Annotated in this window: 20 protein-coding genes and 1 pseudogene; 2 read left to right on the top strand and 19 right to left on the bottom strand. The window is 58.5% G+C overall.

What is annotated here, in order from left to right:
- Positions 1-224: 224 nt before the first annotated feature.
- The 4 genes and pseudogenes from A9K71_RS09010 to A9K71_RS08985 all read right to left on the bottom strand — a co-directional run bounded on the left by A9K71_RS09010 (position 225) and on the right by A9K71_RS08985 (position 5,022).
- Positions 225-1,688 carry an aspartate kinase gene (locus A9K71_RS09010; protein WP_245299570.1) on the bottom strand — a complete coding sequence of 488 codons (1,464 nt, stop codon included), beginning with the start codon at positions 1,686-1,688 and terminating at the stop codon, positions 225-227.
- A gap of 50 nt (positions 1,689-1,738) precedes the next feature.
- On the bottom strand, positions 1,739-2,131 hold the full coding sequence (locus A9K71_RS09005) for an ectoine synthase (protein WP_066993469.1): 393 nt from the start codon (positions 2,129-2,131) through the stop codon (positions 1,739-1,741).
- Between the two features lie 2,219 nt (positions 2,132-4,350).
- A pseudogene (locus A9K71_RS31980) lies at positions 4,351-4,716 on the bottom strand (helix-turn-helix domain-containing protein); the annotation flags it as partial.
- Positions 4,717-4,788: 72 nt separating this feature from the next.
- Positions 4,789-5,022, bottom strand: a complete 234-nt coding sequence (locus A9K71_RS08985) for a helix-turn-helix transcriptional regulator (RefSeq protein ID WP_066993461.1) — start codon at positions 5,020-5,022, stop codon at positions 4,789-4,791.
- 117 nt (positions 5,023-5,139) lie between these two features.
- Between A9K71_RS08985 and A9K71_RS08980 the strand changes: the two genes are divergently transcribed.
- The gene (locus tag A9K71_RS08980) at positions 5,140-5,421 is read left to right on the top strand and encodes a DUF2285 domain-containing protein (protein ID WP_066993458.1); all 282 of its coding nucleotides are present in this window, start codon (positions 5,140-5,142) and stop codon (positions 5,419-5,421) included.
- 296 nt (positions 5,422-5,717) lie between these two features.
- Here the strand turns inward: A9K71_RS08980 and A9K71_RS08975 are convergent, their stop codons facing one another.
- A complete protein-coding gene (locus A9K71_RS08975; protein WP_066993455.1) occupies positions 5,718-6,443 on the bottom strand; it encodes a LuxR family transcriptional regulator in 726 nt (241 codons plus the stop codon).
- Between the two features lie 477 nt (positions 6,444-6,920).
- Complete coding sequence (locus tag A9K71_RS08970; protein ID WP_066993452.1) at positions 6,921-8,477, bottom strand: aldehyde dehydrogenase family protein; 1,557 nt, start codon at positions 8,475-8,477, stop codon at positions 6,921-6,923.
- A 705-nt stretch (positions 8,478-9,182) separates the two neighbouring features.
- Here A9K71_RS08970 and A9K71_RS08965 point away from each other — a divergent pair.
- Positions 9,183-10,121 (top strand): LysR substrate-binding domain-containing protein, encoded by a 939-nt coding sequence (locus tag A9K71_RS08965; RefSeq protein WP_066993449.1) that lies wholly within the window; start codon positions 9,183-9,185, stop codon positions 10,119-10,121.
- A 328-nt stretch (positions 10,122-10,449) separates the two neighbouring features.
- Here the strand turns inward: A9K71_RS08965 and pcaF are convergent, their stop codons facing one another.
- The 13 genes from pcaF to alr form a co-directional block, all read right to left on the bottom strand.
- Positions 10,450-11,655, bottom strand: a complete 1,206-nt coding sequence (gene pcaF, locus A9K71_RS08960) for a 3-oxoadipyl-CoA thiolase (RefSeq protein ID WP_066993446.1) — start codon at positions 11,653-11,655, stop codon at positions 10,450-10,452.
- Positions 11,648-12,460, bottom strand: a complete 813-nt coding sequence (locus A9K71_RS08955; RefSeq protein ID WP_066993443.1) for a CoA-transferase subunit beta — start codon at positions 12,458-12,460, stop codon at positions 11,648-11,650. The genes pcaF and A9K71_RS08955 overlap by 8 nt, the downstream gene beginning before the upstream one ends.
- Positions 12,457-13,314: a CoA-transferase gene (locus tag A9K71_RS08950; protein WP_066993440.1), complete on the bottom strand. Its 858-nt coding sequence runs from the start codon at positions 13,312-13,314 to the stop codon at positions 12,457-12,459. The genes A9K71_RS08955 and A9K71_RS08950 overlap by 4 nt, the downstream gene beginning before the upstream one ends.
- 61 nt (positions 13,315-13,375) lie before the next feature.
- Positions 13,376-14,701 (bottom strand): aspartate aminotransferase family protein, encoded by a 1,326-nt coding sequence (locus A9K71_RS08945; protein WP_066993438.1) that lies wholly within the window; start codon positions 14,699-14,701, stop codon positions 13,376-13,378.
- 19 nt (positions 14,702-14,720) lie between these two features.
- Positions 14,721-15,044 (bottom strand): ferredoxin FdxA, encoded by a 324-nt coding sequence (fdxA, locus tag A9K71_RS08940; protein ID WP_066993435.1) that lies wholly within the window; start codon positions 15,042-15,044, stop codon positions 14,721-14,723.
- Positions 15,045-15,089: 45 nt separating this feature from the next.
- On the bottom strand, positions 15,090-16,520 hold the full coding sequence (locus A9K71_RS08935; RefSeq protein WP_156319970.1) for a hypothetical protein: 1,431 nt from the start codon (positions 16,518-16,520) through the stop codon (positions 15,090-15,092).
- Between the two features lie 757 nt (positions 16,521-17,277).
- Positions 17,278-18,267: a GlxA family transcriptional regulator gene (locus tag A9K71_RS08930; protein WP_066993429.1), complete on the bottom strand. Its 990-nt coding sequence runs from the start codon at positions 18,265-18,267 to the stop codon at positions 17,278-17,280.
- Between the two features lie 18 nt (positions 18,268-18,285).
- Positions 18,286-19,566, bottom strand: a complete 1,281-nt coding sequence (locus A9K71_RS08925; RefSeq protein ID WP_066993426.1) for an FAD-binding oxidoreductase — start codon at positions 19,564-19,566, stop codon at positions 18,286-18,288.
- A 248-nt stretch (positions 19,567-19,814) separates the two neighbouring features.
- Entirely contained in the window at positions 19,815-20,621 is an 807-nt protein-coding gene (locus tag A9K71_RS08920) for an ABC transporter permease (RefSeq protein WP_066993549.1), read from the bottom strand.
- Positions 20,621-21,373: an ABC transporter permease gene (locus tag A9K71_RS08915; protein WP_066993424.1), complete on the bottom strand. Its 753-nt coding sequence runs from the start codon at positions 21,371-21,373 to the stop codon at positions 20,621-20,623. The genes A9K71_RS08920 and A9K71_RS08915 overlap by 1 nt, the downstream gene beginning before the upstream one ends.
- A gap of 154 nt (positions 21,374-21,527) precedes the next feature.
- Positions 21,528-22,310 (bottom strand): transporter substrate-binding domain-containing protein, encoded by a 783-nt coding sequence (locus tag A9K71_RS08910; protein WP_066993421.1) that lies wholly within the window; start codon positions 22,308-22,310, stop codon positions 21,528-21,530.
- Between the two features lie 40 nt (positions 22,311-22,350).
- Positions 22,351-23,169: an ABC transporter ATP-binding protein gene (locus A9K71_RS08905; RefSeq protein ID WP_066993418.1), complete on the bottom strand. Its 819-nt coding sequence runs from the start codon at positions 23,167-23,169 to the stop codon at positions 22,351-22,353.
- A gap of 96 nt (positions 23,170-23,265) precedes the next feature.
- Positions 23,266-24,438 carry an alanine racemase gene (gene alr / locus A9K71_RS08900; protein WP_066993415.1) on the bottom strand — a complete coding sequence of 391 codons (1,173 nt, stop codon included), beginning with the start codon at positions 24,436-24,438 and terminating at the stop codon, positions 23,266-23,268.
- Positions 24,439-24,968: the final 530 nt, after the last annotated feature.

Genomic DNA, 24,968 nt, shown 5'->3' with positions numbered 1-24,968 from the left:
ATCAAAGACGGGTCTCGCCTTCTGGGCCCCTGCCGCCGAAATCGGGATATTGGTGCAGCCGTCCTCAAGCGGCGACCCTATGTGAGTTTGACCAGGCTCGATTGACCGAGCCGTGTCACGCAATCGGGCCCAGCTCTGGATTCCGCGACCAATTGGAGGAACACGATGCCGCCCCAACGCCCCTCTTGACCCCAGCATCGTCATGTGAGCCTGGGATCAAACATCTAGCGGAAAGCTGAGCTGCAAGACGAAAGCCGTGAATCTTCGATCAGAGCGCCGTGGAGCGCCCTAATTGCGTCGTCCAAGCGCAATTCGTCCACTATGAAGATGAGATCTACGTTGCGCATGAGCTGATGTACTCCCAGGACCTCTATGTAGGCATCCGCTAACGCTTGCGCAGCAGAGGCCGTTAGGTTCTGGGGATTGAGAGCGCTCCCGATGACTGAGACAATGCCGACTGTTCTTGTGGCAACGGCAGCCGTTGGAAAGTTTTCCTGTAGCGCCTCGACGAGGGGGGCGATCGCCTCGGGCGTTGCGGCGAGGTAATGTGTGATGCTATTTGCATTCGATGCCTTCGTGACCACGCGGACATCATAACATTTCAAAGTCTTGAGCATATCTGCATCATAGTCGTTCACACCTACCATATTCGGATCGAAGAGCTCTAAAGCATGCACGCCCCTGAGGCCTGCGACCATTTCTGCTCGCGGTGTATCAGAGATATAGTCGCGAGTGATGATGGTTCCATCGCTCCGAGGATCGAACGTATTCTTGACACGAAGGGGTATATTTGCACGGCGCAGCTCCTTGGACGCGGCCGGATGAATTGCTTCCAGTTCGAGGTTAGACAGCTGATTGGCGACGTCATAGTTAGTATGGCCGACAGTGCGGACCCGATCGATGCCGACAATCTTAGGGTCGGCTGTCGACAAGTGGAACTCCTTGTGGATTATTGCCTCCTTGGCGCCTGTGAGCGCGGCGATCCGAGCGAATGTGACCTCGGCGTAGCCGCGGCCATAGAGCCGCACTAGACCGCTAGGGCATCGGCTGTAGCCCGTGACGATCGGCAGCTGCTTGCCGAGATCGATCTCGGATAGCGCTGTTCCGATTCGCGCGTCAAGGCTCATTTCTGTTTCGTCGCGCCAGCCCGTTATGTCCACGAAGATCGCCTCCACCCCGAGTTTCTTGAGGAGCAGAACCGTGTTGTGAGCACTGTGGGCTTCGCCTTGCGCGGCCAGAATCTCGCGCACCGCATTCAAGGACTCTTCGAGCCTGAAGTAGCCATATGAGCTGATCCGCTGCAGATTTAAGAGGCAGCCGCGCACTCCTTCAATGCGGTCGTTCACAAACTCATCGGCGTCCTGCCTTTCAGACGAGCCGCCGAAGATTTCCGCATTGAGCCTCCTCATCTCCCGATGGGCCTCCGCGATCGCTTCGACCCAAGCGGATCTTGATCTGGCTCCCGCGAAGAGTGCATAAACGCCGGGCTTGCCGGTCTTCTTATGCTCGAGAAGCCGGTCCGTCATTCCGCTGTAAGCGGATACGACGAATAAGCGATTGTACAGTGCGCTCCCCTGACGTCCCCCAACCAGGACGTTCTCGAGTACGGCGGAGGTGTTGGAAATCGACGTGCCTCCGATCTTCTCGACGGTGTGGACGGCAAGCTCGCAATTCGGCAAGAGAATCACCTCCAAATACTTTCAGTACGGCGGCTTTGTTGAGCTTCCCTGTTGCCGCGTCACGTCGCCTGGGAGTCCAGACGATAGGCCCCAGTCTCATCATGCACCTCGCGCCCCACCAAGGGAGGTACAAAGACGCAGGCCAATACCATTTCGGTCTCGGCACACAGCAGGTGGGCGTCATGCATAACGAGCGCGTAAATGATCCCCGGCCGCACGAGATGGATCTCGTTCCCCTGGGAATGTTTGATAGAGCCCGTTCCTGAGATGCAGTAGACCGCCTCAAGGTGGTTCCGATAATGCATCTTGAGCCGTGCGCCCGGTTGGATCTTAGTAATATGAAAGGAGAAACCCATTCCATCGCTCTTCAGGAGCAACCTCACGCTTTCCCACCCCAATGATTCTACACGTCGGGCTGTAAGTTTCTCCTCTTCGAGATCCCTGACGATCATAATTCACCTCGTTCGCTCTGGCGTTCAGTGCCCTGCCCGATCACGCTTTCAAAAGCGTTCTCGAGCATGCGTAGCTGCGCACTTCGAACTCAAGATGGATGAAGATCGCAAATTGCTCCTCGCGATCTGGCGCACTTCGGATTCTCATTGTGCTCCCTCATTTAGATGGTTGGCTAAGTAGATCTGGCGGAATTTTTGCTCATTGAGGGTGCGATAGGGCCGATTGTTATCAGGTATTCGCTATCATGCCGTCCCTTAAAGTGAGCCACGCGGTCGAACCAAAGAGTTTGCCGGATCGGCGCGCCTAGGTCCTTAGCCACAGCTGCGAAGAACAACTTGGATGCCCTATTGCTGAGCGTCACCGTTGCTTTGATGTGCGTCACACCCTCGCAAGATGGCCCGTTCAGGGCTGAGAGGATCAGTTCCTTGCCTAGGCCTGTGCTTCGTACCATGGGATGCACGGCAATCTGCCAGATTAAAATCCGCGAGCACGCATGTGTCGGCGAAATCAGTGCAGAGTAGGAGCTCTCGCAGTAAAGCGAGTTGCGGTCCAGTTGGGGACAGAGCGCGATGAGATCCCATACATCGGCCGCGTCATTCCACGTCGGCTTGCGGAATGTCACTAGCGCCAACTGGCCGCCGGCTCGCAAAGACGACCTCTGCCTATCATGGACCATCCGGATCCTCCCAGCGAGCACCATCACCGCATTGCACTCAACTTCCGAGTGCTACGCGGCCGCAGCGCCGCAGGTCCTGCGATCCCGAGAGGGCCTGCGGCCCAATACGCCACGGCGCCTGAAGGCGTTGTTTCCCGTTTCGAAAGCGGATACCAGTTGCTTGATCAAAGTTCGCATCAGCTACCCGAAAGTCCGAAACCTGCAGCGGAGTGGAGAATAGCATTCGCGGAAATGATCGGGATTAATCTTTTGTAAAAATTGTGTTTGAACCTGGCAGCGTCTGTCCGTCCAGAGGACTTCCCGGTTTAAAATGCTTGCCACGTTCACTGGGGTATGAGGCGAGCAGCGAGGGTGTGGTATGTTGGACCTCCATCAGAGGGGGCACCCGATGTCGCAGTCTGACGCGAGCCGGTCACTTACCCCTCTTGAACAGGATAACGCGATCATCGCCTCATCGAAATGAGCAAGGCGAAACGGGCTGTTTGCCGCGCTTGTGCCCGACCTCGAGCGCCAGCGCTTTAAGAAGATCGATGCCGAGGCAGCATCACTGTTGAAGCTGCGCTGGCCGACGAAGCCAGCTAGGCCGCCGGGTATACCATAAAGCGGATCGCCGTCGCCTATAAGGCGCCCGGCGACGGCTTTTGGCTCGCACGTCAGTTCGGCTACGTTCCTGGCAGCGGCGCCAGATCGTCACGTGTTCTGAGCTTAGACCGGCGATCATCGGTCAGCCGGTCGACCATTTCGATGATGGCTTTGGCTAGGGCATCGGCCTCATGAGTCGAACTCAGCCGTCAGAGTAATTGCGTTTTTCCCTAGAGTGGCCAGCCGGCGCGCATTATCGCGCGCGATAGCAAGAGTCAGTCGCTCGCTACTTCCGCCAACGTCCGCTACTGTCGTTCGGCCGATCTCATGATGGTCTACGGCTGCGGCGCCGATCCGCTTAAGCTGAAGTCCGATGCAAGCCGACGGTGAAGATTACGCTGCTCGAGCTCAAAGCCGGGCCTGAGAACAGCGCTCTGATGTCAGCTGTCAAGGTTCAGAACGCGGGGGTCCGGCCGATCGAGAGGTCGGTTGTTCATTCTGATGATCGCGCATGGGTGGAGGCGGAACTGAAGGACGTCGGTGATCAAGCTCTGATGCGCGGATTGGTTTCCGCATTCCCGATTGTGCATCCGGGGCTGTTCTTATCTTACCGCGGGCGTCGGTCGGTCGAACTGCCGGCCACAAAGCGTCTGACGGGCATTCCCCTTCCGTGGTCCCGCCCCGCCCATGAGCGAAGGATGTGTCGCCTGCAGCGACTAGATCAGGTTGCGTGCGCCTCCCTGGCAAAAGCCCATATGAAGCCGACCAGTTCGCGGGCTATAGCCGTGCAGACCACTGTCGTCTTCTTGCCTCGTGCGCTCAACATTCGATAGCGGGCCGTCAGTCGGGCCTGCGGCTTCAAGGCGATCTCTCTCACCGCTGGCGGCGCCTGCTCCAGACGATACAGCTTCTTCGCGCCGACTCTCGGCGCATGCCTATAGGCCATGCGCTCTCGACCAGCATGCCAACCGCCCTTGCCATTGCGCGAACCGTCCAGTGCGTCGCCTCGTGGTCGGGCTGCGCCAGCGTCAGCGCCACAACCTTGTCGACCAGCGAGGTTTCGAGCGGCGCGATGCCCGGAGGTCGGGTCCTATCGCGCAGCAGGCCATCCACGCCCTCGGCCATGAACCGCTCCTGCCAGCGCCACACGCAGGTCTTTGATTTGGCCGTAGCCGCCATGATCGCGACCGTACCTAAGCCATCGTCGGTCAACAGGATGATCCGCGCGCGCCACACGTGCTTTTGCGGCGAACCGCGCGCCGCGACGAGCGCCTTAAGCCGGGCCCTGTCCGATGCCGTGACGACGATGCTGATACCGGTGCGCATCCCGCATCGTCGCACAGGTACGTAAAACCGGGAATCCCAAATCGGACTCGTCCGTCCCGATCAATCCACTAGCTATGACCGCAGGCTCAACAGAATCTCGCAAGGATCAGCCTCAAGCACCACAGCTACGTCGAGAAACTCAATGATATCGAGACGCCGCTCTCCACCCTCATACTTGGCCACGAAGGATTGCGGCCGGCCAAGCTTCTCGGCCACCTGTGCCTGTGTCATGCCTTTGGCCTTGCGCAACGATATCAACTGGGCCAGAAACCGCTGGTGGCGGGCAGATCGAAGTGATTTGGGCATGTAGGCGACCCGGTCAGGTAAAGACCGGCTCAGCCACTAATCCCGGTTCCGGATTATCCCATTTTGGGATATGCTGTCTTGAATCCAGCTATCAACATGCGAGGTTCGGCAGCAGAGATGAATCGATCGACGGGAACAGATGGGACTGAAAGCTCGGCACTGCTCGATCAGGTCCCCTGGTCAGACAGCATCACGAGCTACGACAGGCAGCATTCCACCATTTACCTGCGCATCCTCGACGCCTGCGCCGACGATGCCAGCGTAGAGGAAATGGCGGAACTCATTCTCGGCATCGACCCCGTCCTTGAACCGGTGCGCGCCCGCAAGGCTGTTCGCAGCCATATCGACCGGGCGAACTGGATGGTAACGACCGGCTACAAGGAACTGTTCGGCGGCTGACGCACGGATGGAACTGTCACGTTTTCCGGCAAGTAACTCACGACAGTCCCCGTTCCTGAGCGCACGGCCGGAGAGATGCGCCGGATGCGGTCGCGGAGGTGATCGCCAGGATCCGTCCAGTCGGCTTGCACCCGACTTCCCCGATCAGCACTTCAGCGATCTCGCGATGTGAAGGTCCGGCGAGCGATCGGTGGATGCCCCGAAGAACGACGTTCAATCGGGGCCCAGGCAGCACAAAGGGCATTGAGGCACTCGAGCGCCACAGGCGACGTTTCAACGCCGCCGCGCACATGAAGCTAACTCGTCAGTGAACCGAAACCCGAACGGGCCAGGCGCCCAATTGCCTGCCGGGTGGTCGTCACCCCAAGCTTCCGGCGAGCGTTGCCCAGATGAAAGGCGGCGGTGCGCTGTGTGATCCCCAGGATGCAGCCGATCTCCCAATCGGACTTGCCTTGTGCTGCCCACTGCAGGCACTCATATTCCCGCGGCGTTAGCAAGACACCCTCGATCATTCGATCGGCGGACAGTTTGCGGCGAACGAACATATGAAAACAGGTCGCTATATACGGGAGACCTTCTTCGTGGCGTTCTGCGGCGCGGAAAAATACAGCGTCGGGCTTGTCAGCGGCAAACGTTATCGCTGCAAAATTTCCTCGGCGGTCAATAATCGGGATCGTCATGCCGCAGCAGATGCCAAACTGCGCCGCTTCTTCGAAAACCTGAGCCCCTGCAGGCTCCTCGCCGCTCAGATCGGATCCCCAACGAAACGGGCATCCGCCACGGCGTGCACGCACAATGACCGGGTCGACGATCTGATACCGGTTATCAAGATAGCGTTCTGTCCAGGGCGCCGGATAATTCGAGATCAGCGTGGGTTTGTCATCAGACCGGGGTGGCAAGGAAAGGTAAGCAAAAGCGAGCAGATCGAGTCCTGATGCGACATCGTTCAGGGCGTCGCGGAGATCCGTCTCGTCGACGCTTTCTGAAAGCCGTTCTAAAAATCTCTCGAAGACAGTCTGCATGTTTGCCGTTCAGCAGCTTTCTCGACCTTCCGGCATCGGCTCACGCTAACATCACGCGGCAGCGGTAGGACATTGACAAGTGTGCAAGAACACTGCCGCGCAACACGACCTGCGTAGCCGGCTCCAGTGCCTCAGACATGGAAAAATTGCAGGGTTGTCATAGCTAATGTATGTGATGGACGTCATCTAGACTAGGTTCGACATAATCCATATTGCTGCTCCCAGCGTATTAACTCGAAGAAGCGAGTTCACGATCCGGCGTCTCAAAAAAGGCGCCCTGCCGGTCGGGAGGTAAATCGGCAGGGCGCGCCGCCATAGTGTCGCGGTCGTTGGGGAACCGGACGTCAGCGGCAAGAAGTGACCTCTTTCGGGTTCTGATCAAATGCATTCCCAACACCCCCTCAGATGCCTATGAGCTCATATGCGCCGGCGATCTGGCGTATGGACACGACATAGGCGGCTGTCCCGTGGTCGCCTTCACGCGACGTCGAACTCTACGCCCTGGGCGAGAGGCAGTGAGCGGCCGTAGTTGATGGTGTTAGTGGCCCGACGCATATATACTTTCCAGGCGTCCGAGCCGGATTCTCGACCTCCGCCTGTTTCCTTTTCGCCACCGAAGGCCCCGCCGATCTCGGCGCCGGACGGGCCGATGTTCACATTGGCAATGCCGCAGTCGGAGCCGCGGGAGGAAAGGAAGGTCTCCGCCTCGCGCAGGTCGCTCGTGAAGATCGACGACGACAGACCTTGCGGCACGGCGTTGTGCAGCCGTAGCGCCTCATCGAAATCGCTGTAGCCTATAACGTAGAGGATTGGAGCGAAGGTCTCTCTTTTGACCGGACCGGTCTGGTTGTTCATCTCAACGAGCGCGGGGCGGACGTAGTAAGCCCCCTCGCCGAAGCCGGCATCGACCCGCTCGCCGCCAAATATCGTCCCGCCAGCTGCCTTTGCGAGGGCAAGCGCCGCCTGCAGCGCGTCGAAGGCCGCCTTGTCAATCAACGGGCCGACGAGCTTGCCGGATTCGAGCGGATTGCCAACTGACACGGATGCATAGGCCTTTTTCAGCCGCGACACAAAGCTGTCGTAGACGCTTTCATGCACAAACATGCGCCGCAACGAAGTGCAACGCTGACCGGCAGTGCCCATTGCGGCGAAGGCAACGCCGCGCAAGCTGAGGTCAAGATCTGCGGTCGCGGTGACGATTGCCGCATTATTTCCACCAAGTTCCAAGATCGCACGGCCGAAACGGGATGCGACCCTAGGGCCAATCGCGCGGCCCATTGCCGTCGAACCCGTGGCAGAGATCAACGGCACTTTAGGATGGTCAACCAGCACCTCCCCGATATCGCGGGCGCCGATCAGGACGCTGCACAGCCCTTCCGGGACGTTTCCGCCCTCCTCTTGGAAGCGCTTGGCTGCGCGGTTGAACAGGGCCTGAGCCGCCAGCGCGGTCAGCGGCGTCTTCTCCGAGGGCTTCCAGACGATGGAATTGCCGCAGACAAGCGCAAGCGCCGCGTTCCACGACCAGACGGCGACGGGGAAGTTGAAAGCTGAGATGATGCCGGTCACGCCGAGCGGATGCCAGGTCTCCATCATCCGGTGCTCGGCACGCTCGGTAGCCATTGTGAGGCCGTGCAACTGACGCGACAGGCCCACGGCGAAGTCGCAGATGTCAATCATCTCCTGGACCTCGCCCAGACCCTCTGAAGGAATCTTGCCTACTTCGATGGAAACGAGGCGCCCGATGTCGTCCTTGGCCCCCCTGAGCTCCTCGCCAAGTAGCCGAATCAGCTCGCCGCGCTTCGGTGCAGGCACCAGTCGCCACTCGAGGAAGGCCGAATGGGCGTTTTCAATAGCTTCATCGGCGGTTGCGGCATTTACGATCTTCAGGCGGGCGAGCGTTTCGCCCGAAATTGGGGATCTCACAACGAGCTCACCAGCCGCAAGGGCCGCAGCATCGACGCCGCAGCGACCGAGGATCGCCTCGACCTCGCGGCGGAGTGACGAATTTGTGATCTGAGTTGCGCGCGAAGTCATCGTGTTTCCTAACGTTAGGGACGGGCGTCGAAGTCACGGCGGCGGGTGGACCATCAGTGATCCGATCTCGCAACAACATCGCGGAATAAGCAGAAGCGCAGCGTCTGCGTCCACTCCGGGCTAGTTGCTTGCGAGAGGGGCCGAAGCAGCGTCCTCCGCATTCGGCTATTTCGGTGACCTGCATGCGATCAAAGCATCATCTGGCCGGCCTTGATATCGACATTTGTTCAACAATTCATTCCAAATAGGAATGAGGAGCAAAATTGAAGCACCTTGACGGCAACAGAAGACAAAGCACATTTCGTCATAAGCTTAGGTCCGAGTGCGATTTGGCTGACGCCGCGGTTAAGCCGAAGGTGGCGATGCAGAAATGGAACGCGATCCTTACAGCGCGCGATGGTCTGTCGCTTACCCTCTAAATGAGCTTCGATGCGAGCTCGCGGAAAGAATTTCCTCATAGAAGGTCGAAGAAGACTGTCGGGCGACTTTCGGAACTCTTTCTGCTGAAGATGCCGGTGCCGTAATCGAACGACCGATGAGCCGTCTCGCCTGTGCAGGTTGGTGCTGCAACACACTGCGTTCCATGGAAGAACTGCAGGCAGCGGTGCTCAGGGATGTTGCTTCGGGATCTTTGGTATCCGAAAAACTCCCATTGAAAATGAAATAACTGAATGTATTAAAGCAGCGGGAACTGTACTGCCGCTCATGGAAGGTGTTGGACCTGTGCAATCAATAGGTCACCGCAATCGTCCGTCCTATGCGCTTTTGCGCAGCTTTGAGTGCGCTGCGCGGCACGACAGCTTTACCCAAGCGGCGGAGGAGCTTCATCTTACGCAAAGCGCTGTCAGCCGACAAGTTAAGGAACTTGAGGAGATGATCGGTGTGACACTGTTTCGGCGCGTAGGCCGGCGCGTCTCATTAACCGAGGCTGGCAAACAGTTTGCGGCGGATCTGGCGGTCGATCTTGAGAACCTTAAGCAATCGGTCGTGCGGGCGATTGCCGCCGGCGAGCGAAATTCGACGTTACGTGTCGGTATCCTGCCGACATTTGCCAGTCGTTGGCTCATTCCCAGATTGGGGGGGTTTGTGAAGGATCATCCCAACATCGAAATCAGGCTAGAGACCCGCACCGTCCCGTTCGACCTCACACGAGAGCGCTTCGACGTTGCGATCCATTTCGGAAGAGCCAACTGGCCAGACGCACGAATGAATAAGTTGTTCGATGAGGAAATGCTGCCAGTTGCATCGCCGAACTTCCGCGATGCATACATGATAACCGAGCCCGTTCGCCTCGCGGCTGCTCCGCTTCTGCACCTCATCACTCGCGAAAGCGCGTGGATTGACTGGTTCGCTATTAAAGGAATCAGCGACAAGCGGCTGCTGGGCGGTCGACATTTCGATCAGTTTTCCATGATCATCTCGGCTGCCGCATCCTCGCTCGGTGCCGCGCTCCTACCCAAATATCTGATTGAAACGGAGCTCGAGCGTGGAATTTTGATCCCGCTAAGCGACACGCCTCTGAAGACGCACAACAGCTATTTTGTAGTCAGCGCAGCAGGCGGCGTTAACGCCCAAGTAAACGCATTTACGCGCTGGCTGATCTCGACTGCACGGCGGACCACCATGACAATCGCTCGAACATAGCTCCTCGCCATTGCACCGGCACGTTGCGCCAATCTCGAAATGCCCCCCGCCTGCTCAATCGCCATACTGGCTGGTGGCGGGATGCTTGCAAGTGTTCCGATCCGCTTGCGGCTCCCGCCTTCGCACCGAAAATCGTAACATCGGCCGCAAAACTGGTTGTAAACAGCTAGCAACGGAAGTACCGACGTGAGCACGTTCCCTCGTGAAGCCGTGAACCGATCTCAGATCAATTCCCAAACGAGTTAGAGCTGGCGAGTTAGGGCGGCGCGGCCAACCCCGAACTCGAGCGTCGTAAAGCCTTGGGGCAGGTCTGGTTTCGTGCGGCACTTCACACACGCTCAAGCGCGATGGCAATGCCCTGGCCGACCCCGATGCACATCGTTGCTAGCGCCAGCCGCGCGCCGCGCCCGGCGATTTCGAGCGCTGCCGTACCGGTGATGCGAGCGCCCGACATGCCGAGCGGATGGCCGAGCGCGATGGCGCCGCCGTTCGGATTGACGTGCTCGGCATCGTCCGGAAGTCCGAGATCGCGCAAGACGGCAAGCCCCTGGCTTGCAAAGGCCTCGTTGAGTTCGATGACGTCGAAATAGCTCGCCTTCAAACTGAGCCGCGCGCAGAGCTTCTTTGTCGCCGGCGCCGGGCCGAACCCCATGATGCGCGGCGGCACGCCCGCGGTCGCCCCGCCGAGAATGCGGGCGATGGGTCTGAGCCCGTGGCGCTTGACGGCCTCCTCCGAGGCGATAATCAAGGCGGCCGCCCCATCGTTGACGCCCGACGCATTACCAGCCGTCACCGTGCCGCCCTCCCGGAACGGAGACGGCAGGCGCGAAAGCGCTTCCATCGTCGTGTCGGGACGGGGGTGCTCGTCCTTCTCCACGATGATGTGTTCGTTCTTGCGCTGGGAGATTGCGACCGGCGTGATCTCGCGGGCAAGCCGGCCGTTTGCGGCCGCTCGTGCCGCCCTCTGCTGCGACCGCAGCGCGAATGCGTCCTGATCGGCGCGCGAAACCTGGAAGTCTTCGGCGACATTCTCGCCCGTCTCGGGCATCGAATCGACGCCGTGCTGCTTCTTTATTAGCGGGTTGACGAAGCGCCAGCCGATCGTGGTGTCGTAGACCTGGGCCGAGCGTGAGAAGGCCGTCTCGGCTTTGGGGAGCACGAAGGGCGCCCGGCTCATGTTTTCTACGCCACCCGCAATCGAAAGCGAAATCTCGCCGGCCGCGATGGCGCGGGCCGCCGTGAGAACGGCGTCCATGCCCGAGCCGCACAGCCGGTTAATCGTCGTACCGGGCACGCTCATTGGAAAGCCCGCGAGAAGCAGGGCCATGCGCGCTACGTTGCGATTGTCCTCGCCCGCCTGATTGGCGCAGCCGATCACGACCTCGTCGATCGCCTCGAGATCGAGACCCAGATGGCGCCCAGCGAGAGCCTTGAGCGGCACGGCGGCAAGGTCGTCGGCCCGGACGGAAGCGAGCGCGCCGCCGAAGCGGCCGATCGGCGTGCGGATATAGTCGCAGATGAAGGCTTCAGCCATGGTCACGCCGCTCCCCGGCTGCCGCTTCCTTCCCGCCGCCGTGCGCCGTTTCCGTGCGCTCTTTCAGGGCGCGTAGTGTTGCAAGCTCAACCCCACTCGGCGGTGGTGTCTCTTCGAGGCGGTCGGTGAATTTCACCTTCCAGCCGCACGTAGCCTGCACGGCGTCCCGCGTCACCCCCGGATGAAGCGACATCACCTTGAACTCCTTCGTTTCCGGCTCGGGCCTCCATACGGCAAGGTCGGTGACGAGCAACGTCGGACCCTTCGTCATGATGCCGAGCTTCGCCCGCGCATCACCGCCGTCGCCGTGACCGAACGAGGTGAAGAAGTCGATCTTCTCGACCATACCCCTCAGTGACTGCTTCATTGTGATGAAAACCTCGCCGCAGGAGGTCGCGATTTCCGGAGCCCCACCGCCTCCCGGAAGCCGCGTCTTTGGGTGATAATACTCTCCAATGACAGTAGTGTTGATGTTGCCGTGTCGATCGAGCTGCGCGGCGCCTAGAAAGCCAACCGTTATACGTCCGCCCTGCAGCCAGTAGCGAAACATTTCGGGCACCGAGACCGTTGTCACAGCCGTCTGGCACAGTTCCCCATCGCCGATCGACAAGGGAAGCACCTCCGGGGCCGTGCCGATCGTACCGCTCTCGTATATGAGCGTGATGCCAGGCGCGTGCGTCAGCCGCGCGACGTTGCAGGCCGCAGAGGGCGCGCCGATACCGACGAAGCAGACATCGCGGCTGGAAAGCGCCCGTGCGGCGGCAATCATCATCATCTCGTCGGATGTGAAGCCGCCCTCGCTCATGCCGCACTCCGCAAATGGCCAACCCGGTGCGCAAAATCTTCAGGCTTCGCCTCGAGAACGTTTGTCTTCATCCATGCTCCGAAGCTTTCGCGGTTGGCGGCGATGCGGTCCCATTCGAGATAGGCCCCATTGTCGCGCGCATAATAACCATGTGCGTATGAGGGATGCGCGCCGCCCGGCACGACAGCGATTGCCGCAATCGTCCAGTTGGGCAGAACGCAGCAATTGGGGTGCACACCGCCAAAGTCCTCGACGACTTCCTCCACCGTTACCACGGCGCGCTTGGCCGCGAGCACCGCCTCCTTCTGGATGCCGATGATGCCCTCGATGAGCACGTCGCCCTTGCGGTTCGCCTTCTGCGCGTGGATAAAGGTCACATCGGGTCGGAGTGCCGGGACCGCGGCGAGCCTCTCCCCGGTAAAGGGGCAGGTGACCGATCTGATGTTTGGGTTGACTTCGGCGAGTCCCGCACCACGATAACCACGGAATACGGCAAATGGCAGCCCCGCCGCCCCCGCCTCGTAGGCGTTCGCCATGCCGGCATGGCTGTGCTCGTCAATCTCGACTACCCGTGGATGGCGATTTTCGATCGCGTCGCGGCAGCGTCGCAAGAGTCCGACGCCGGGATTGCCGAGATAAGAGAAGATGAGCTTTTTCGCCATCCCCAGCCCCACCATTTGGTCGTAGACCAGATCCGGCGTCATGCGGATCAGGGTCAATTCCCTCCGTCCCTGCCGGATCGCCTCGTGCGCCGCTGCATGCGGTATGAGATGTGTGAACCCCTCAAACGCCACGTTGTCGCCGTCGAAGAGGTTCTCCGCAAGGGCTTCGGGGAGAGAGCAGAACTTCACCAAGATCGCGGCTCCGGGTTTGACTGTTTCGCGTCGCGCAAGATCCGGCTGCGAAAAGCTCGATTTACAGGTAAGGCTTGATCTTACGCAGGGCGACGAGGACCACAGCCGCCATGTCATCGATGTCCTGGTCCGACATGGCCGTGGATAGGAAACCTGTGCCCGTTTCCACCATGAGGAGGCCGCCGTGGAAAAGATGCCCGACGAATGCAGAAAGAAGCGCAGCTTTCTCCGGCGACAGGTAAGCCTGCCGGTAGTTCTCAGGCGCATCCGCGGATAGATGAATCCGAAACATCGATCCTCGGCCGGTGACACAAGCAGGCACGTCCGCTGTCCTGATCGCCTCGCCGATTGAGCTTCGCGCGCGCTCGCCCAGTGCGTTGAGCTTCTCAACAGCTTCCCGGTGGTACAACTTCATTGCCGTGAGGCCGGCTGTCATTGTGATTGGGTTTGCCGAGAAAGTGCCAGATAGCGGAAAAGGCGCCGGCCCATTTAGTGGGTTCAAGACTTCCATCACATCCGCGCGTCCGGCAATGCCCCCAACGGGAAAGCCACCCCCGATCATCTTGCCTAAAGCGGTGATATCCGGCTGGACATCGTACCATTGTTGCGCGCCTCCGAATTTGGACCGGAACGTGATCACCTCGTCGAAGACGAGAAGCGCACCGTTCTGTTCGGTCCAGCGTCTCAACGCTCGAACGAAGTCTTCGGCGGCCTGTATTACACCTATGCGATGGGGAAGCACATCGACGAGCACGCACGCCAATTGGTCGCGGTGCTCGTCGAGTATCTTGAGGCCGCGCTGCACGTCGTTAAACGGGATCACAACGACATCGTCGAGTACTCGCTGAGGCGTTCCGCGAGATACCGCAACGCTGGACGGGCGGTCCGCCTGTCCCCAACTGTCCGGCTTGGCTGTCTGGCTTGCCTCGGCATAGTCGTAGAAACCGTGATAGGCGCCTTCGACTTTTGCGATCTTCGGCCGCCGGGTGAATGCCCGCGCAGCTTTGAGGCTCGCCATGACCGCCTCCGTTCCCGAATTGACGAAGCGGATTCTCTCAAAGGCAGGATTACGGCTGCAAATGTACTCGGCATAATCAATCTCGGCTTCGGTCGCGACAGTAAAAGCGGTTCCTTTCCGCAGCTGCTCGCTGACAGCAGCAATGATCGCCGTGTGCGCGTGCCCGTGAATTAGCGACGCCACATTATTCGCAAAGTCGATGCGACGGACACCCTCCACATCGTAGACGTAGCACCCTTGCCCTCGCTCGACGTAAATCGGATGCGGCTTGCGCAGAATGGTGTTTCGGCTGCATCCGCCCGGCAAAACGGACTTGGCGCGCTCAAATAGGGCAGCACTCTTGGATATTCCCGAGTATATAGTGTCCATGCGGATCTCCCGATAGCGTCTAGCGCTCTAGATGGCTTAACTTGCCCTCTACTCCATCCCATGCGGCTGCATCGGGAAGCGATTCCCTGGAATCGGTTATGTTGGGCCACAACTGCGAAAGCTCTTCGTTGAGCTCCAGGAAGTGCCTCATATCTGCCGGCAAATCCGTGTCCCGGTAGATCGCCTTTGCCGGACAAACCGGTGTACAGGCATCGCAATCAATGCATTCGTCGGGGTGAATAACGAGGAAGTTAGGTCCCTCGTAAAAGCAATCGACCGGACACACATCGACGCAGTCCGTAAACTTGCACTTGATGCAGTTCTCTGTGACGACATAGGTCACGTCCGGCCCCCATACCCGTTTGGAAATAGCAGATCGTATCCGCCGCTACTCCGCAGCTTGCAGGAATGCGGGCCTGATCCCGTACATGGAATAAAGGCCAGCCTCATCGAAAATAACGCGATCATCATAGCCGCCGAACCAGATTGCATCCGGGTTTCGGCCGACGATTGTCACCTTGCACCGGGCGCGTGCATCAGCGGCCGAACGCAGCAGCTTGAAGATAACGACGCCATTTTCACCGCCAGGGACGCCCGGCACCGGCTCGTTGGTGACGGCCGCCACTTCGGTCTTGCCCTTGTAGTGGGTAATCGAAAGCCGCGCATGGGCCTCGACCCCCGACAAGCCCTTCTGCGATTCGTTCAGGATCTGCCACGCTCGTTCGATTGGCACATTGAACGCCTTATGTCCGACTATGTCGCGACCGCAGAAGAAGTAGTGATTGTTGATTCCGTTTCGGAGCATCTCGCGCTGCATGATCCGCAGCGCCTCGGCATCGTCATTGATATCGCGAATGATCGGCGACTGATTGTGGATGGTGATCCATTCGCGCCGGGCAAGTTCCCTGACTGAAACCCGTGTTTCGGCGATCCATTCCAAGCCACCGCCAGGATTGTCGAGATAGCCGCCATCCGGTGTCTTGCGGAGGAACTCGTCAGGATGGTTGAAGTGCACCATCATTCGCAGGCTGACCTCCGGATAGGCTTGATGAAAGGCATCAAGCATCGCAAAGAAAGCCTGATCGAACCGCCGCGGATGGAAAGCCAACTCCTTGGTCCCGATGCGGATATTCTCGACGCCGGCTTCCGCGAGCCCGCCAAGCCAGGCAGCGATGTTCTTGTTCCCTAGAACCATGGGATCGCCGCCTGACATAAGAATCTCGCGAAGCTTTTCACGGCCGCTTTCTGGATGGAGACCGCCATTCGCGGTTACCGCCCTGTTGTGCTCGCGAATGTATTCGACAATTTCGCCGAGCTGCGCCAACCCCTTAGGAGCAACGGTCCCATCCTCGCGAGTGATCTCTTTGCGGCCGATCAGCTCCTCGCGATAGCAGAAGCGACAGTGAGCGGAGCAGGTGGACGCCACATACAGAAGACCAAGCTCATACTTGTGGATCAGCCCCTCGCGCGGGCTGTAGGTCATTTGCTTGCCCGGATCTTCGGCACCATCGAGATCGTAGGTTTCTTTCGGGCTAGCTTTTACGAGCGTTTGCATGGGCCGGCTGTATTGCGCCTGCTCATAATAGTGCCGCGTGATCTTGATCGGCATCCGCGCCTCCAGATCTCTCGGGGTGTCTTTCAACTCGAGAATCTGGTCGAGTTCTTCTTGGGAATAGAACCCCCGCATGTCCTGGGACACGTCACCGCTGGCGAATTTGGCTATGCCGGTGATGATCTGCCGGTCGTATTTGCCGTTGACCACTTTTCCCAAAAATTCCTGCTCACGCTGCGAGGGCATGTATTTATGAACGGTACTCACGCCGCGCCTCCAAGGGTATTCAAGTCTGACTAGACACAGCACGACGCGTGTCTCGCACCAACTTGTTGATTTCAGTGCCTTAGTGTTGGATACCGCAGCCGGACTTACAAACGTATATTAGTCACGAGTCAGTAACTTCTACTCATGAGGACAGTCCTTGCTTCCGTTGGGACCGCAGCTGCGTTGGGGTCGGCGCCCGGCCAACGCGGCATGGCGATGCCGTCGATTTCAAGCTCGAGCACACTGGCGTCTCGGGTGGCTTTCCATTTTCGCTGCTTCGATGGATGCCTAGCTAAAGATTCCGGCGCTACCACCGCCGCCGGGCACGAAAGCAAGTGAATTTTGTCACACCGCAGTTGCCTGTTGCGCGCTTCGCGGCGCCAGGCGAAGACCTGCTGCGGCCTGAGACGATCGGCCGGCGACCTCGGAAGCATTTGATTCAGCTCCAGCACAAGCCGAACTCCGATTCCAATGTAGAACCGGCAACCTCACAGATCGAAACCACTCCCGAGAGATGGTCCGGAAACACCGCTCTTAGGATTCGGGGACGGAATGCGCAGCAGCAGGCGAACGGATTTTGCGACATTGAGACAGAAGGCAGACCTGACGCTCAAGGAGGCAGCAGAACATCTCGAAGCGCCCCAGTCGTCCTGCTGCTTCGGAATATGGAAGTCATATTACTGCATCTGAACCTTCTCCAGTGAACGTCAGCTCGGTCGGCGAAGCGGTCGTGCCTCATTACGGAAAAATATTTCAGTCAGTTTGAAACTGTTGACCTGAACTTGCTAGGCGGTTGACCATAAGCTTCTCGGAACAGCCGTGAGAAATGCGAGAGGTTTTCAAACCCGACCTCCACGGCGATCTCGACTAACGGAACCCTGGTCTGCATCACGAGGCGTCTCGCCCGTTCCAGACGCACCTTTTTGTACGCAAGTGCCGGCGATATCTTTGTTTTCTTCATGAACAGGCGCTCGAGTTGCCTTCGAGATAGTCCGACTGAAGCTGCCAGCTTGGAAATGGGGATTGTATTCTCAAGGTGGCTCTCCATGATTATGAGAACCGCTTTGAGCCGCGGGTCGTCGCATTCGATTGAAAGGGGTCTGCGCGGCTGGATGTCTAAAGCCGAGCGCGCCTTCTCAATCTGCAGCACTTCGAGTGCGTTTCTCTCGGCCTCTGCACTGATATGACGTCTGACGATTGACGCCGCCATATCTGCCGCGCTGCTGCCCCCGGCGCATGATCCCCTGCTACGATCGAGATTGAATATACGGTCCGCCCGGACCTGGTGGCCCGGAAAGCGCTCGCGGAAGGTGTTATAGTGGAGCCAGCTCACACAGGTATGATGCTGCTTCATCAAGCCAGCCTCGGCCAGGATGAACGTCCCTGTACAGACGCCGATTAATGGAACGTTCTTGGCTGCGGCTCTCTTGAGATAGCTGACTGTCTCGTTGTCAACTGGAGATTCACTTTTTAGGAGACCGCCCACGACCACGACATAATTGAACTCAACAGGGTCCACGAAATTCGATGTCGGCGCGACCTGCACTCCACAACTGGAGGAGATCAAGCGCGGGGTGCTCCCCAGAACCTGCCAATCGGCGAAAACCCTACCGGATTTGTCGGCCACGTCACTCGCCAACCTGAGAGTGTCCACGAACAGCGAGAACGCAGAAAGAGTAAAAGAGCGGCCAAGGATGAAGCCAATTTTCAATTGGCCGCCCCTTGAAACTTCATCCGCTGACTTCATGACTGTTTTTTACCTAGTCTATCGGACCTGGAACTTCACGCCCTGAGCGAGCGTGTCGCGCATTTGATATGCGGTGTACGTGAGCTGCGCTGCGGCGAGGCCCGCGAGGCCGAACGTACGGGTCAGTCCAAACCTAGTGAAGCTCTTTGGCACCGGTCTGCCCTCGGCTAGTGCTGCGGCGATTGTTTCACCCGCGACCGTGGTCGGCGCTATCCCATGCCCTCCAAATGCGACCGCATGCCATAGGCCGTCAGCGGTGCGACCAATCTGCGGCATCTTGTGGCGCGCGTAGCTCATCATCCCCCCCCACGCGTGATGGACTTGAAAGTCTTTGAGCTGCGGGTACACGCGTTCAAGGTCACGCCTGAGTAGGCGCGCGATGGCGCCTGGATCACGGTTGAACACCGAGATTCGCCCTCCCCAAAGAATTCGTGTGTCCTTTAACGGTCGATAGTAGTCGAACGCGAAGCGCGTATCATAGACTGCATGCGAAGCATCAATTGCCTCGGCAAGGCGGGCACCGAGCGGCTCAGTTGCAATCACGTAGGTCGCGATCGGCAGTATGGCTCGCTCAATTTGGGGTGATACGCCTCGCGTGTAGGCACCGCCTGCGAACACGACATCTTTCGCCCGCACCGCGCCTTCCGGCGTACGCACGACGAAGCTCATGCCGTCGCGCTCAATCGCGCAGGCCGAGGATTGCTCAAAGACACGCGCGCCCCCTTGCATCGCCGCTTGGGCGACGCCGAGCACGTACTTGAGTGGATGGAAATGAAACGCGTTGGGCTCAAAGAGACCACCATGATAGCGCCTAGTCCTCAACCTTGAGCGCAGCGATTCCGTCGCGACCGGCTCCCATATAACGTCAAATTCTCGCTTCATCAGCGAGCGCAGTCCGTCCAGCCGAGCCTGATCGTCGAACCAGTTTGCCAACATCACGCCGCGGTCGACGATGTCGCAGTCGATGGCGTAGCGAGCAATCCGCGCGCGGATCAAGTCGACCGCGTCGATTGTAAGCCGGTACAGGCGACGTGCCTCGTCGCGGCCGAGCGTGCGCAGCAGGTCGGCGTTGTCGAGGCTGTAACCGCCGAAGACGAATCCGCCGTTGCGGCCCGATGCGCCAAAGCCGACCCGCTCGCCCTCGAGAACCACGACGTCGCGCACGCCGCGTTCCACGAGTCCGAGCGCAGTGCATAGGCCGGCGAGCCCGGCACCGATGATGCAGACCTGCGTGTCCAGTGTGCCCGTCAGTTGTGGGTAGACTTTACGGGAAACAGTTGCCTCGTAGAAGCTCTGCATTGGAATCACGAATTTGGAGAAATCAGAAACAACAAACCGAATGGGTTCCCGAACTCGCGGAGTCTGAACGTGTCATTTGCGTTAGGCCCACGACTGGTTGTTGCGCTCTCGTGAATGCGGATCGTGTCGAGTAATTTTCCGCAAGCGAGGGATATCTTCGTCGTTCCGGGCACTCTGTTGGTGGAGCTTCCAACGATCACGGCCGTCGCGGCAGACTAACTGCTCACCGCGCGCCGGTTCAACCCGCGTCACCCTACTCGGACCGGGATACGGGCCTCGAGACTATTGAAGAACCATACGAGGAATCCCGTGAGGACCATGTATGCCAATGCCAGCAGGAGTAATGGCTCGTATATGACGAATGTGTCCTGACGAACTCGGAGAGCAACGGCATAAAGGTCGATAACCGTGATCGTAGCGACGAGCGGTGTCGCTTTGAGCTGCCCCACTGTTTCACCAGCCAACGTCGGCAACGCCTTATGGATTGCTTGCGGCAACCAGACCCGGCGAAATAGTTTCCAACGGCTCATACCGAAAGCGCTTGCGGCCTCGAGTTGGCCGCGCGGCACGCCAGCCAAAGCACCGCGCATAATCTCGCCCACATAGCCTGCGAAGGACAGCGTCAAAGCGAGTACAGCGTAGGGCCACGCCTGTCGAACAAGGGGCCAGAGATCGGATTCGCGAATCCATGGATATTGCGGGAAGAGCGAGCCAAGCCCATAATAGAGCAACCAGATTTGCAGAAGCAACGGCGTGCCCCGAATTACGGTGCAAAAAGCTTTCGCTGGAAGACTGAGCCAAATCGTCCCCGTCACTTGTGCGAGTCCAAGCGGCACAGCTAAGATAAATCCAAAGATACTGGTCACGATCAGAATCCAGATCGTTCGCCATAAACCGACAATCGCAAGCGTGTAGTAATCGGCAAGCCAGTCCCATCGCATTAAGACAGCTGCTAAGGTGATCAAGGCAATGGCTATCGCGATCAATGCAATGCGATGTGGCACCGACCAGGCAACCGGGCGCGAACTCGCGGAGGCAGTGGGGGAATAGGTCATCAGCGGCTCTCCGCTATCGGCGGCTGGCCGCGTCTCGCCCAATGCTCGACGCCTCCAATCAGAACGTTGGAGATCAAGGTAAGCAATAAGTAAAGCATGCCAGCGGCCATGAAGAAGGTGAAGTAGGCTTTTGTAGCGCCCGCTGCCTGTCGTGTTTCGAGGGTCAGTTCGTTGAAGCCGACAACGGCCAGAAGAGCTGTGCTCTTGAATGCGATCACCCAGAGATTCGCAAGACCTGGGATTGCGAAGGGCAGCATCGCGGGCAGTGTGATGCGTCGCATCAGCATCGTAGGCGTCATACCAAAGGCTCGTCCCGCCTCGATTTGGCCTTGCGGTACCGCGAGGATCGCGCCGCGCAGCACCTCGGTTGCGTATGCACCTTGTACGAAGCCGAGCGCAACGATGCCTGCTACGGGCCCGCTGACGTCGATCAATCCGTAGCCCAGAATGTCCAGGAGGCGATTGATCAGGTCCGGAACCGCGAAATAGACGAGCAGAATTAGCACGAGTTCCGGCACCGCTCGGATGAGGGTGGTGTAGACTTGAAGCAAATCGCGGAGCACATGTCCGCCATAGAGCTTGCCGTATGCACCGCCAGTGCCAATAAGGAGTCCCAAGGAAAAGGCTCCGACGCCGATCTCGACTGAATTAATGAATCCGCGCAGCAGATTTCCGCCCCATCCAGGCGGCGCAGGTGCAAGCAACTCGAAAATGCCGGTCTGAGCCAGCGGCAAAAAGAGAGAGTCGGTCATAAGCGCTTCCCTTAACAGCATTGAGAATTGACCCTCACCAAAACCTGGCGTTCACTGGTGTGCGAGGAAGGACGCTGTCCTCTCTCCCATCTGGGAGGAACGGTGACTGGGAGGGTGAATTTGCCAGGAAAATTTCACCAAGGAAAAAGTGTCTTCAGCCCCCATAGATGTCGAAATCGAAATACTTCTTCGTAATCTCGTCGTACTTACCGTTTGCACGGATTCCCTTGATCGCAGCGTTGATCTTTTCCTTGAGCGCGGTGTCTCCTTTGCGCAGACCCGCCCCGACGCCCGGCGCCATAATATCAGGATCATTCGCAACCTTGCCTTTAATCTCGCAGCAGGCCTTGCCCTGTTCAGTTTTCATGAATTGATCAATGGTAAGCGGGCTGGCGAGAATGGCGTCGATCCTGCCGGCGACTAGGTCCTGATTGATCTCATCCTGTGTCTGGTACGTTTTCATTTCGGCCAACCTGTCTTTGAAATGCTTGCTTGCGTAGACTTCGGCATTGGTAGAGACTTGAATTCCGAGAATCTTGCCCTTGAGGCCTTCAGGCGTAGGATCCATCGCAACGCCCTTGGGGGCGGCAATCGTGTACCCGCTGTCACTAAAGTACTTGTCGGAGAAGTCGATCGTCTTTTTGCGCTTCTGTGTGATTGACATCCCGGCCATGATGACATCGATTTTCTTGGACGTCAGAGAAGGAATGATCCCGTCCCAAGCAACGGGGGTGACGGCGCAGTCGAATTTTGCCTCGGCGCAGATCGCGTTAATGATTTCAATCTCCCAGCCGACCCATTTTCCTGAGGCGTCCAGGGACGCGAACGGTGGGGAAGGCTCTGCAGCGATTCCAACCTTCACCTGCTCCGCTTGCGCCATCAAAGTCGATGCGCAAAGGATTGCTGCTGCTGTCAAAATTTTAGAAAGTACATTCATGATTGGTCCCCTTTACAGTTATTCGCTGGTTTTCCATTCGCTACCTTACTCTGCGGATGAACTGTTGAAGCCTCTCCGATTTCGGCGATCCGAATATTGCTTCCGGTGGCCCTTCTTCCTCGACGCGGCCCTCGTGGAGAAAGACCACGTGGGTCGCGACTTCCCGGGCAAATTTCATTTCGTGCGTGACCAGGATCATGGTGCGACCTTCACGAGCCAAACCGCCAATGACGCCGAGCACCTCGCCGATGAGTTCAGGATCGAGTGATGAAGTTGGTTCGTCGAAGAGCATGACACGTGGCTGGACCGCAAGCGCCCGAGCGATTGCGCCACGCTGCTGCTGGCCGCCTGATAGAAATGCTGGGTAAACAGTCCGTTTTTCCAGAAGCCCCACTCTTGCAAGCAGCTTCTCGGCATCAACAATCGCTGCTTTCCGGCTGACGCCGAGCACATGAACCGGCACCTCGATCACGTTTTCGAGTAGGGTCATGTGACTCCAGAGATTGAAGCTCTGAAAGACCATGCCGAGCCTGGAACGTATGCGTTCGATCTGCTTTCGGTCCGCCGGGACACTGTTCCCAGCGCCATGCCGCTTCAGGCGAATTTCCTCACCATTCACCCTGATAACACCGCTAGTCGGGTCTTCCAGGCAGTTGATACAGCGAAGTAGCGTTGATTTGCCGGAGCCGCTGCCACCGATGACCGCGACCACATCGCCGTCGCGCGCAGATAGAGAGACCCCCTTCAATACATGGAGCGCGCCAAACTTCTTGTGCAGGTTCTCGACGTGGATCGCTTCGGCGGCGTCGTTGGCCACTGTATGGCGAGGGCTAGGAACCGCCCTTATAATGGCCGTCATTGCTGCCCGCTCTCCTGACCGAACATTGCTACTACTAGGAGTGACGGTGCTGTTTTGATTGCATTCATTCCGAATTCCTCTTTCTTGCCTTGGATTTCAGACATAGACACGGGGGATGTGATCTCGGAGTTGGGCATAGAGACCGATGAGGTCTGTGCCCCATTGAGCGGCGACCTCTTCCTGCGTGATTGTCTGGAGCCCTTGCTGCCCTAGCAGGAGCACTTGGTCGCCGAACCTCGCATCAGGGACGTCCGTAAGATCGATGCGCAGGTGTTCGAGATGGGCGGGAGGAAGCAAGCGCGCGCGCTGCCCCCTCACCAACGCTTCCGCCTGGACTGGGACGTGACGCGGTAGGCCATCCCCCCACCCCATACCCAAGACACCGATCGTCATTCTCGGCCGAAAACCGGGTATGTCTGGTATCTGGCCGAGAGAAGCATCGATCCGCTTGACGGAGACGAGGCATGTCGAAATGGCTTTAAGAGCCGGCCGTAGGGTGACGGGCCGCATGGGTCGGTCCGTCTCATGAAGACCGATAAACAAGGCCCCGGGATCCACCGCATCGAGATCCATCGCGGGATACCGAAGCACGGCTGCGGTGCTCGACATCATGGTGATAGCAGGACGATTGCCGGACGCCTCGGCCTCCCGTAGAATCCGCTGTAGGCGGGAGAATTGCTCGCTTGCAGCCGATGGCGTCGATGTGGGCAATTCACTGAGATGGGCGTAGAGTCCCTGGACTTCGACGTCGTTACAGGCGTGCGCGGCCGCGAGAAGTCGACCCATCTCCTGCGGCGTGGCCCCGGCCCTGAAGAACCCGAGGTCCGCCTTAACAAAGATGCGGGTGGTGCTCATGGCCTCACGCCAGCGCTCCAGTTCATCGACGTTGGAGACGGTCACGGTGAGTCCGAGTGCTTCAATTGTTTTCGCTGATATCGGCAGAGGACCGGGATAGAGCAGAACCGGGAGATCAATACCAGTTTCCCGAATGGCCACGGCATCCGGCAGCGTGGCGACAGCAAAGCCGTCCGCCCCCTCTGCCGCCAGGGTGCGGGCGACGGGCCCCGCACCACAGCCATATCCATTGCGCTTCAAGCAGGCGAAAATTTTCACCGTCCCGGGCAGATGCGCGCGCAGTTGACGATAATTGTGCCTGATCGCACCGAGATCGATTTCATACCAGCTCTCCCGGGACGCCGCGCTTTGCCGAGCGGGAGCAAATCCTCGCCATGAAGAACAATCCGTTTGAGCTTGCTCACTAGTTTGCATGTCAAACGATGAAAGGAATCGCAAAACCGGTCAATTTATTACGTTTTTGTGACACCCTATTAATTTTACTGATATAGCCCGCACTGAATCAGGAAGCTGAAAAGCGGGAAAATTGCCCGCAAATATGCTCTGATTTTTGTGATGTTGGCACCCGATCTTGAGCTCCCCCGACGACGTTGACTCAAGGGCGATAGTTACTGCCACAGCCGAAAAGGCCGCCCTTCTGGAGGAGCGCAACGTCCGTCTGTCGTGTTTTGTCTTCATGTAGCGCCATGATGCCGCAGCGTTTCACCAACCGACCGTGGTCGCCTGACGGTCAGCATCCGTACCGCTTCCATTCCATTCCGTCGACCAGTGCCAGGAGCTGAGCACGATTGAGCTAACCGGTGGAGGCCGATCCGCGGCTAGCAGAACTTCGCCTTGTCCAGCTGTCGCACAAGCGATCTTCACCCAGTCGGCTCTTTGGCGCGCAAGACGTAAAGCGCGCCTTGAAACAGGTCCGAGCCAGCATCGCGGACTAAGGCCAGAAG

It is taken from the genome of Mesorhizobium sp. WSM3873, assembly GCF_001672445.1.
GTDB lineage: Bacteria > Pseudomonadota > Alphaproteobacteria > Rhizobiales > Rhizobiaceae > Mesorhizobium.
The sequence above is the reverse complement of the archived record's forward strand: the minus strand, read 5'-3'. Positions and strand labels throughout refer to the sequence as shown.

Excerpts from the sequence above, each read along its gene's own strand:
- A9K71_RS09005 (WP_066993469.1), bottom strand. The coding sequence starts at position 2,131 with ATGATCGTCAGGGATCTCGAAGAGGAGAAACTTACAGCCCGACGTGTA.
- A9K71_RS08985 (WP_066993461.1), bottom strand. The coding sequence starts at position 5,022 with ATGCCCAAATCACTTCGATCTGCCCGCCACCAGCGGTTTCTGGCCCAG.
- A9K71_RS08980 (WP_066993458.1), top strand. The coding sequence starts at position 5,140 with ATGAATCGATCGACGGGAACAGATGGGACTGAAAGCTCGGCACTGCTC.
- A9K71_RS08975 (WP_066993455.1), bottom strand. The coding sequence starts at position 6,443 with ATGCAGACTGTCTTCGAGAGATTTTTAGAACGGCTTTCAGAAAGCGTC.
- A9K71_RS08970 (WP_066993452.1), bottom strand. The coding sequence starts at position 8,477 with ATGACTTCGCGCGCAACTCAGATCACAAATTCGTCACTCCGCCGCGAG.
- A9K71_RS08965 (WP_066993449.1), top strand. The coding sequence starts at position 9,183 with ATGGAAGGTGTTGGACCTGTGCAATCAATAGGTCACCGCAATCGTCCG.
- pcaF (WP_066993446.1), bottom strand. The coding sequence starts at position 11,655 with ATGGCTGAAGCCTTCATCTGCGACTATATCCGCACGCCGATCGGCCGC.
- A9K71_RS08955 (WP_066993443.1), bottom strand. The coding sequence starts at position 12,460 with ATGAGCGAGGGCGGCTTCACATCCGACGAGATGATGATGATTGCCGCC.
- A9K71_RS08945 (WP_066993438.1), bottom strand. The coding sequence starts at position 14,701 with ATGGACACTATATACTCGGGAATATCCAAGAGTGCTGCCCTATTTGAG.
- A9K71_RS08930 (WP_066993429.1), bottom strand. The coding sequence starts at position 18,267 with ATGAAGTCAGCGGATGAAGTTTCAAGGGGCGGCCAATTGAAAATTGGC.
- A9K71_RS08925 (WP_066993426.1), bottom strand. The coding sequence starts at position 19,566 with ATGCAGAGCTTCTACGAGGCAACTGTTTCCCGTAAAGTCTACCCACAA.
- A9K71_RS08920 (WP_066993549.1), bottom strand. The coding sequence starts at position 20,621 with ATGACCTATTCCCCCACTGCCTCCGCGAGTTCGCGCCCGGTTGCCTGG.
- A9K71_RS08915 (WP_066993424.1), bottom strand. The coding sequence starts at position 21,373 with ATGACCGACTCTCTCTTTTTGCCGCTGGCTCAGACCGGCATTTTCGAG.
- A9K71_RS08910 (WP_066993421.1), bottom strand. The coding sequence starts at position 22,310 with ATGAATGTACTTTCTAAAATTTTGACAGCAGCAGCAATCCTTTGCGCA.
- A9K71_RS08905 (WP_066993418.1), bottom strand. The coding sequence starts at position 23,169 with ATGACGGCCATTATAAGGGCGGTTCCTAGCCCTCGCCATACAGTGGCC.
- alr (WP_066993415.1), bottom strand. The coding sequence starts at position 24,438 with ATGCAAACTAGTGAGCAAGCTCAAACGGATTGTTCTTCATGGCGAGGA.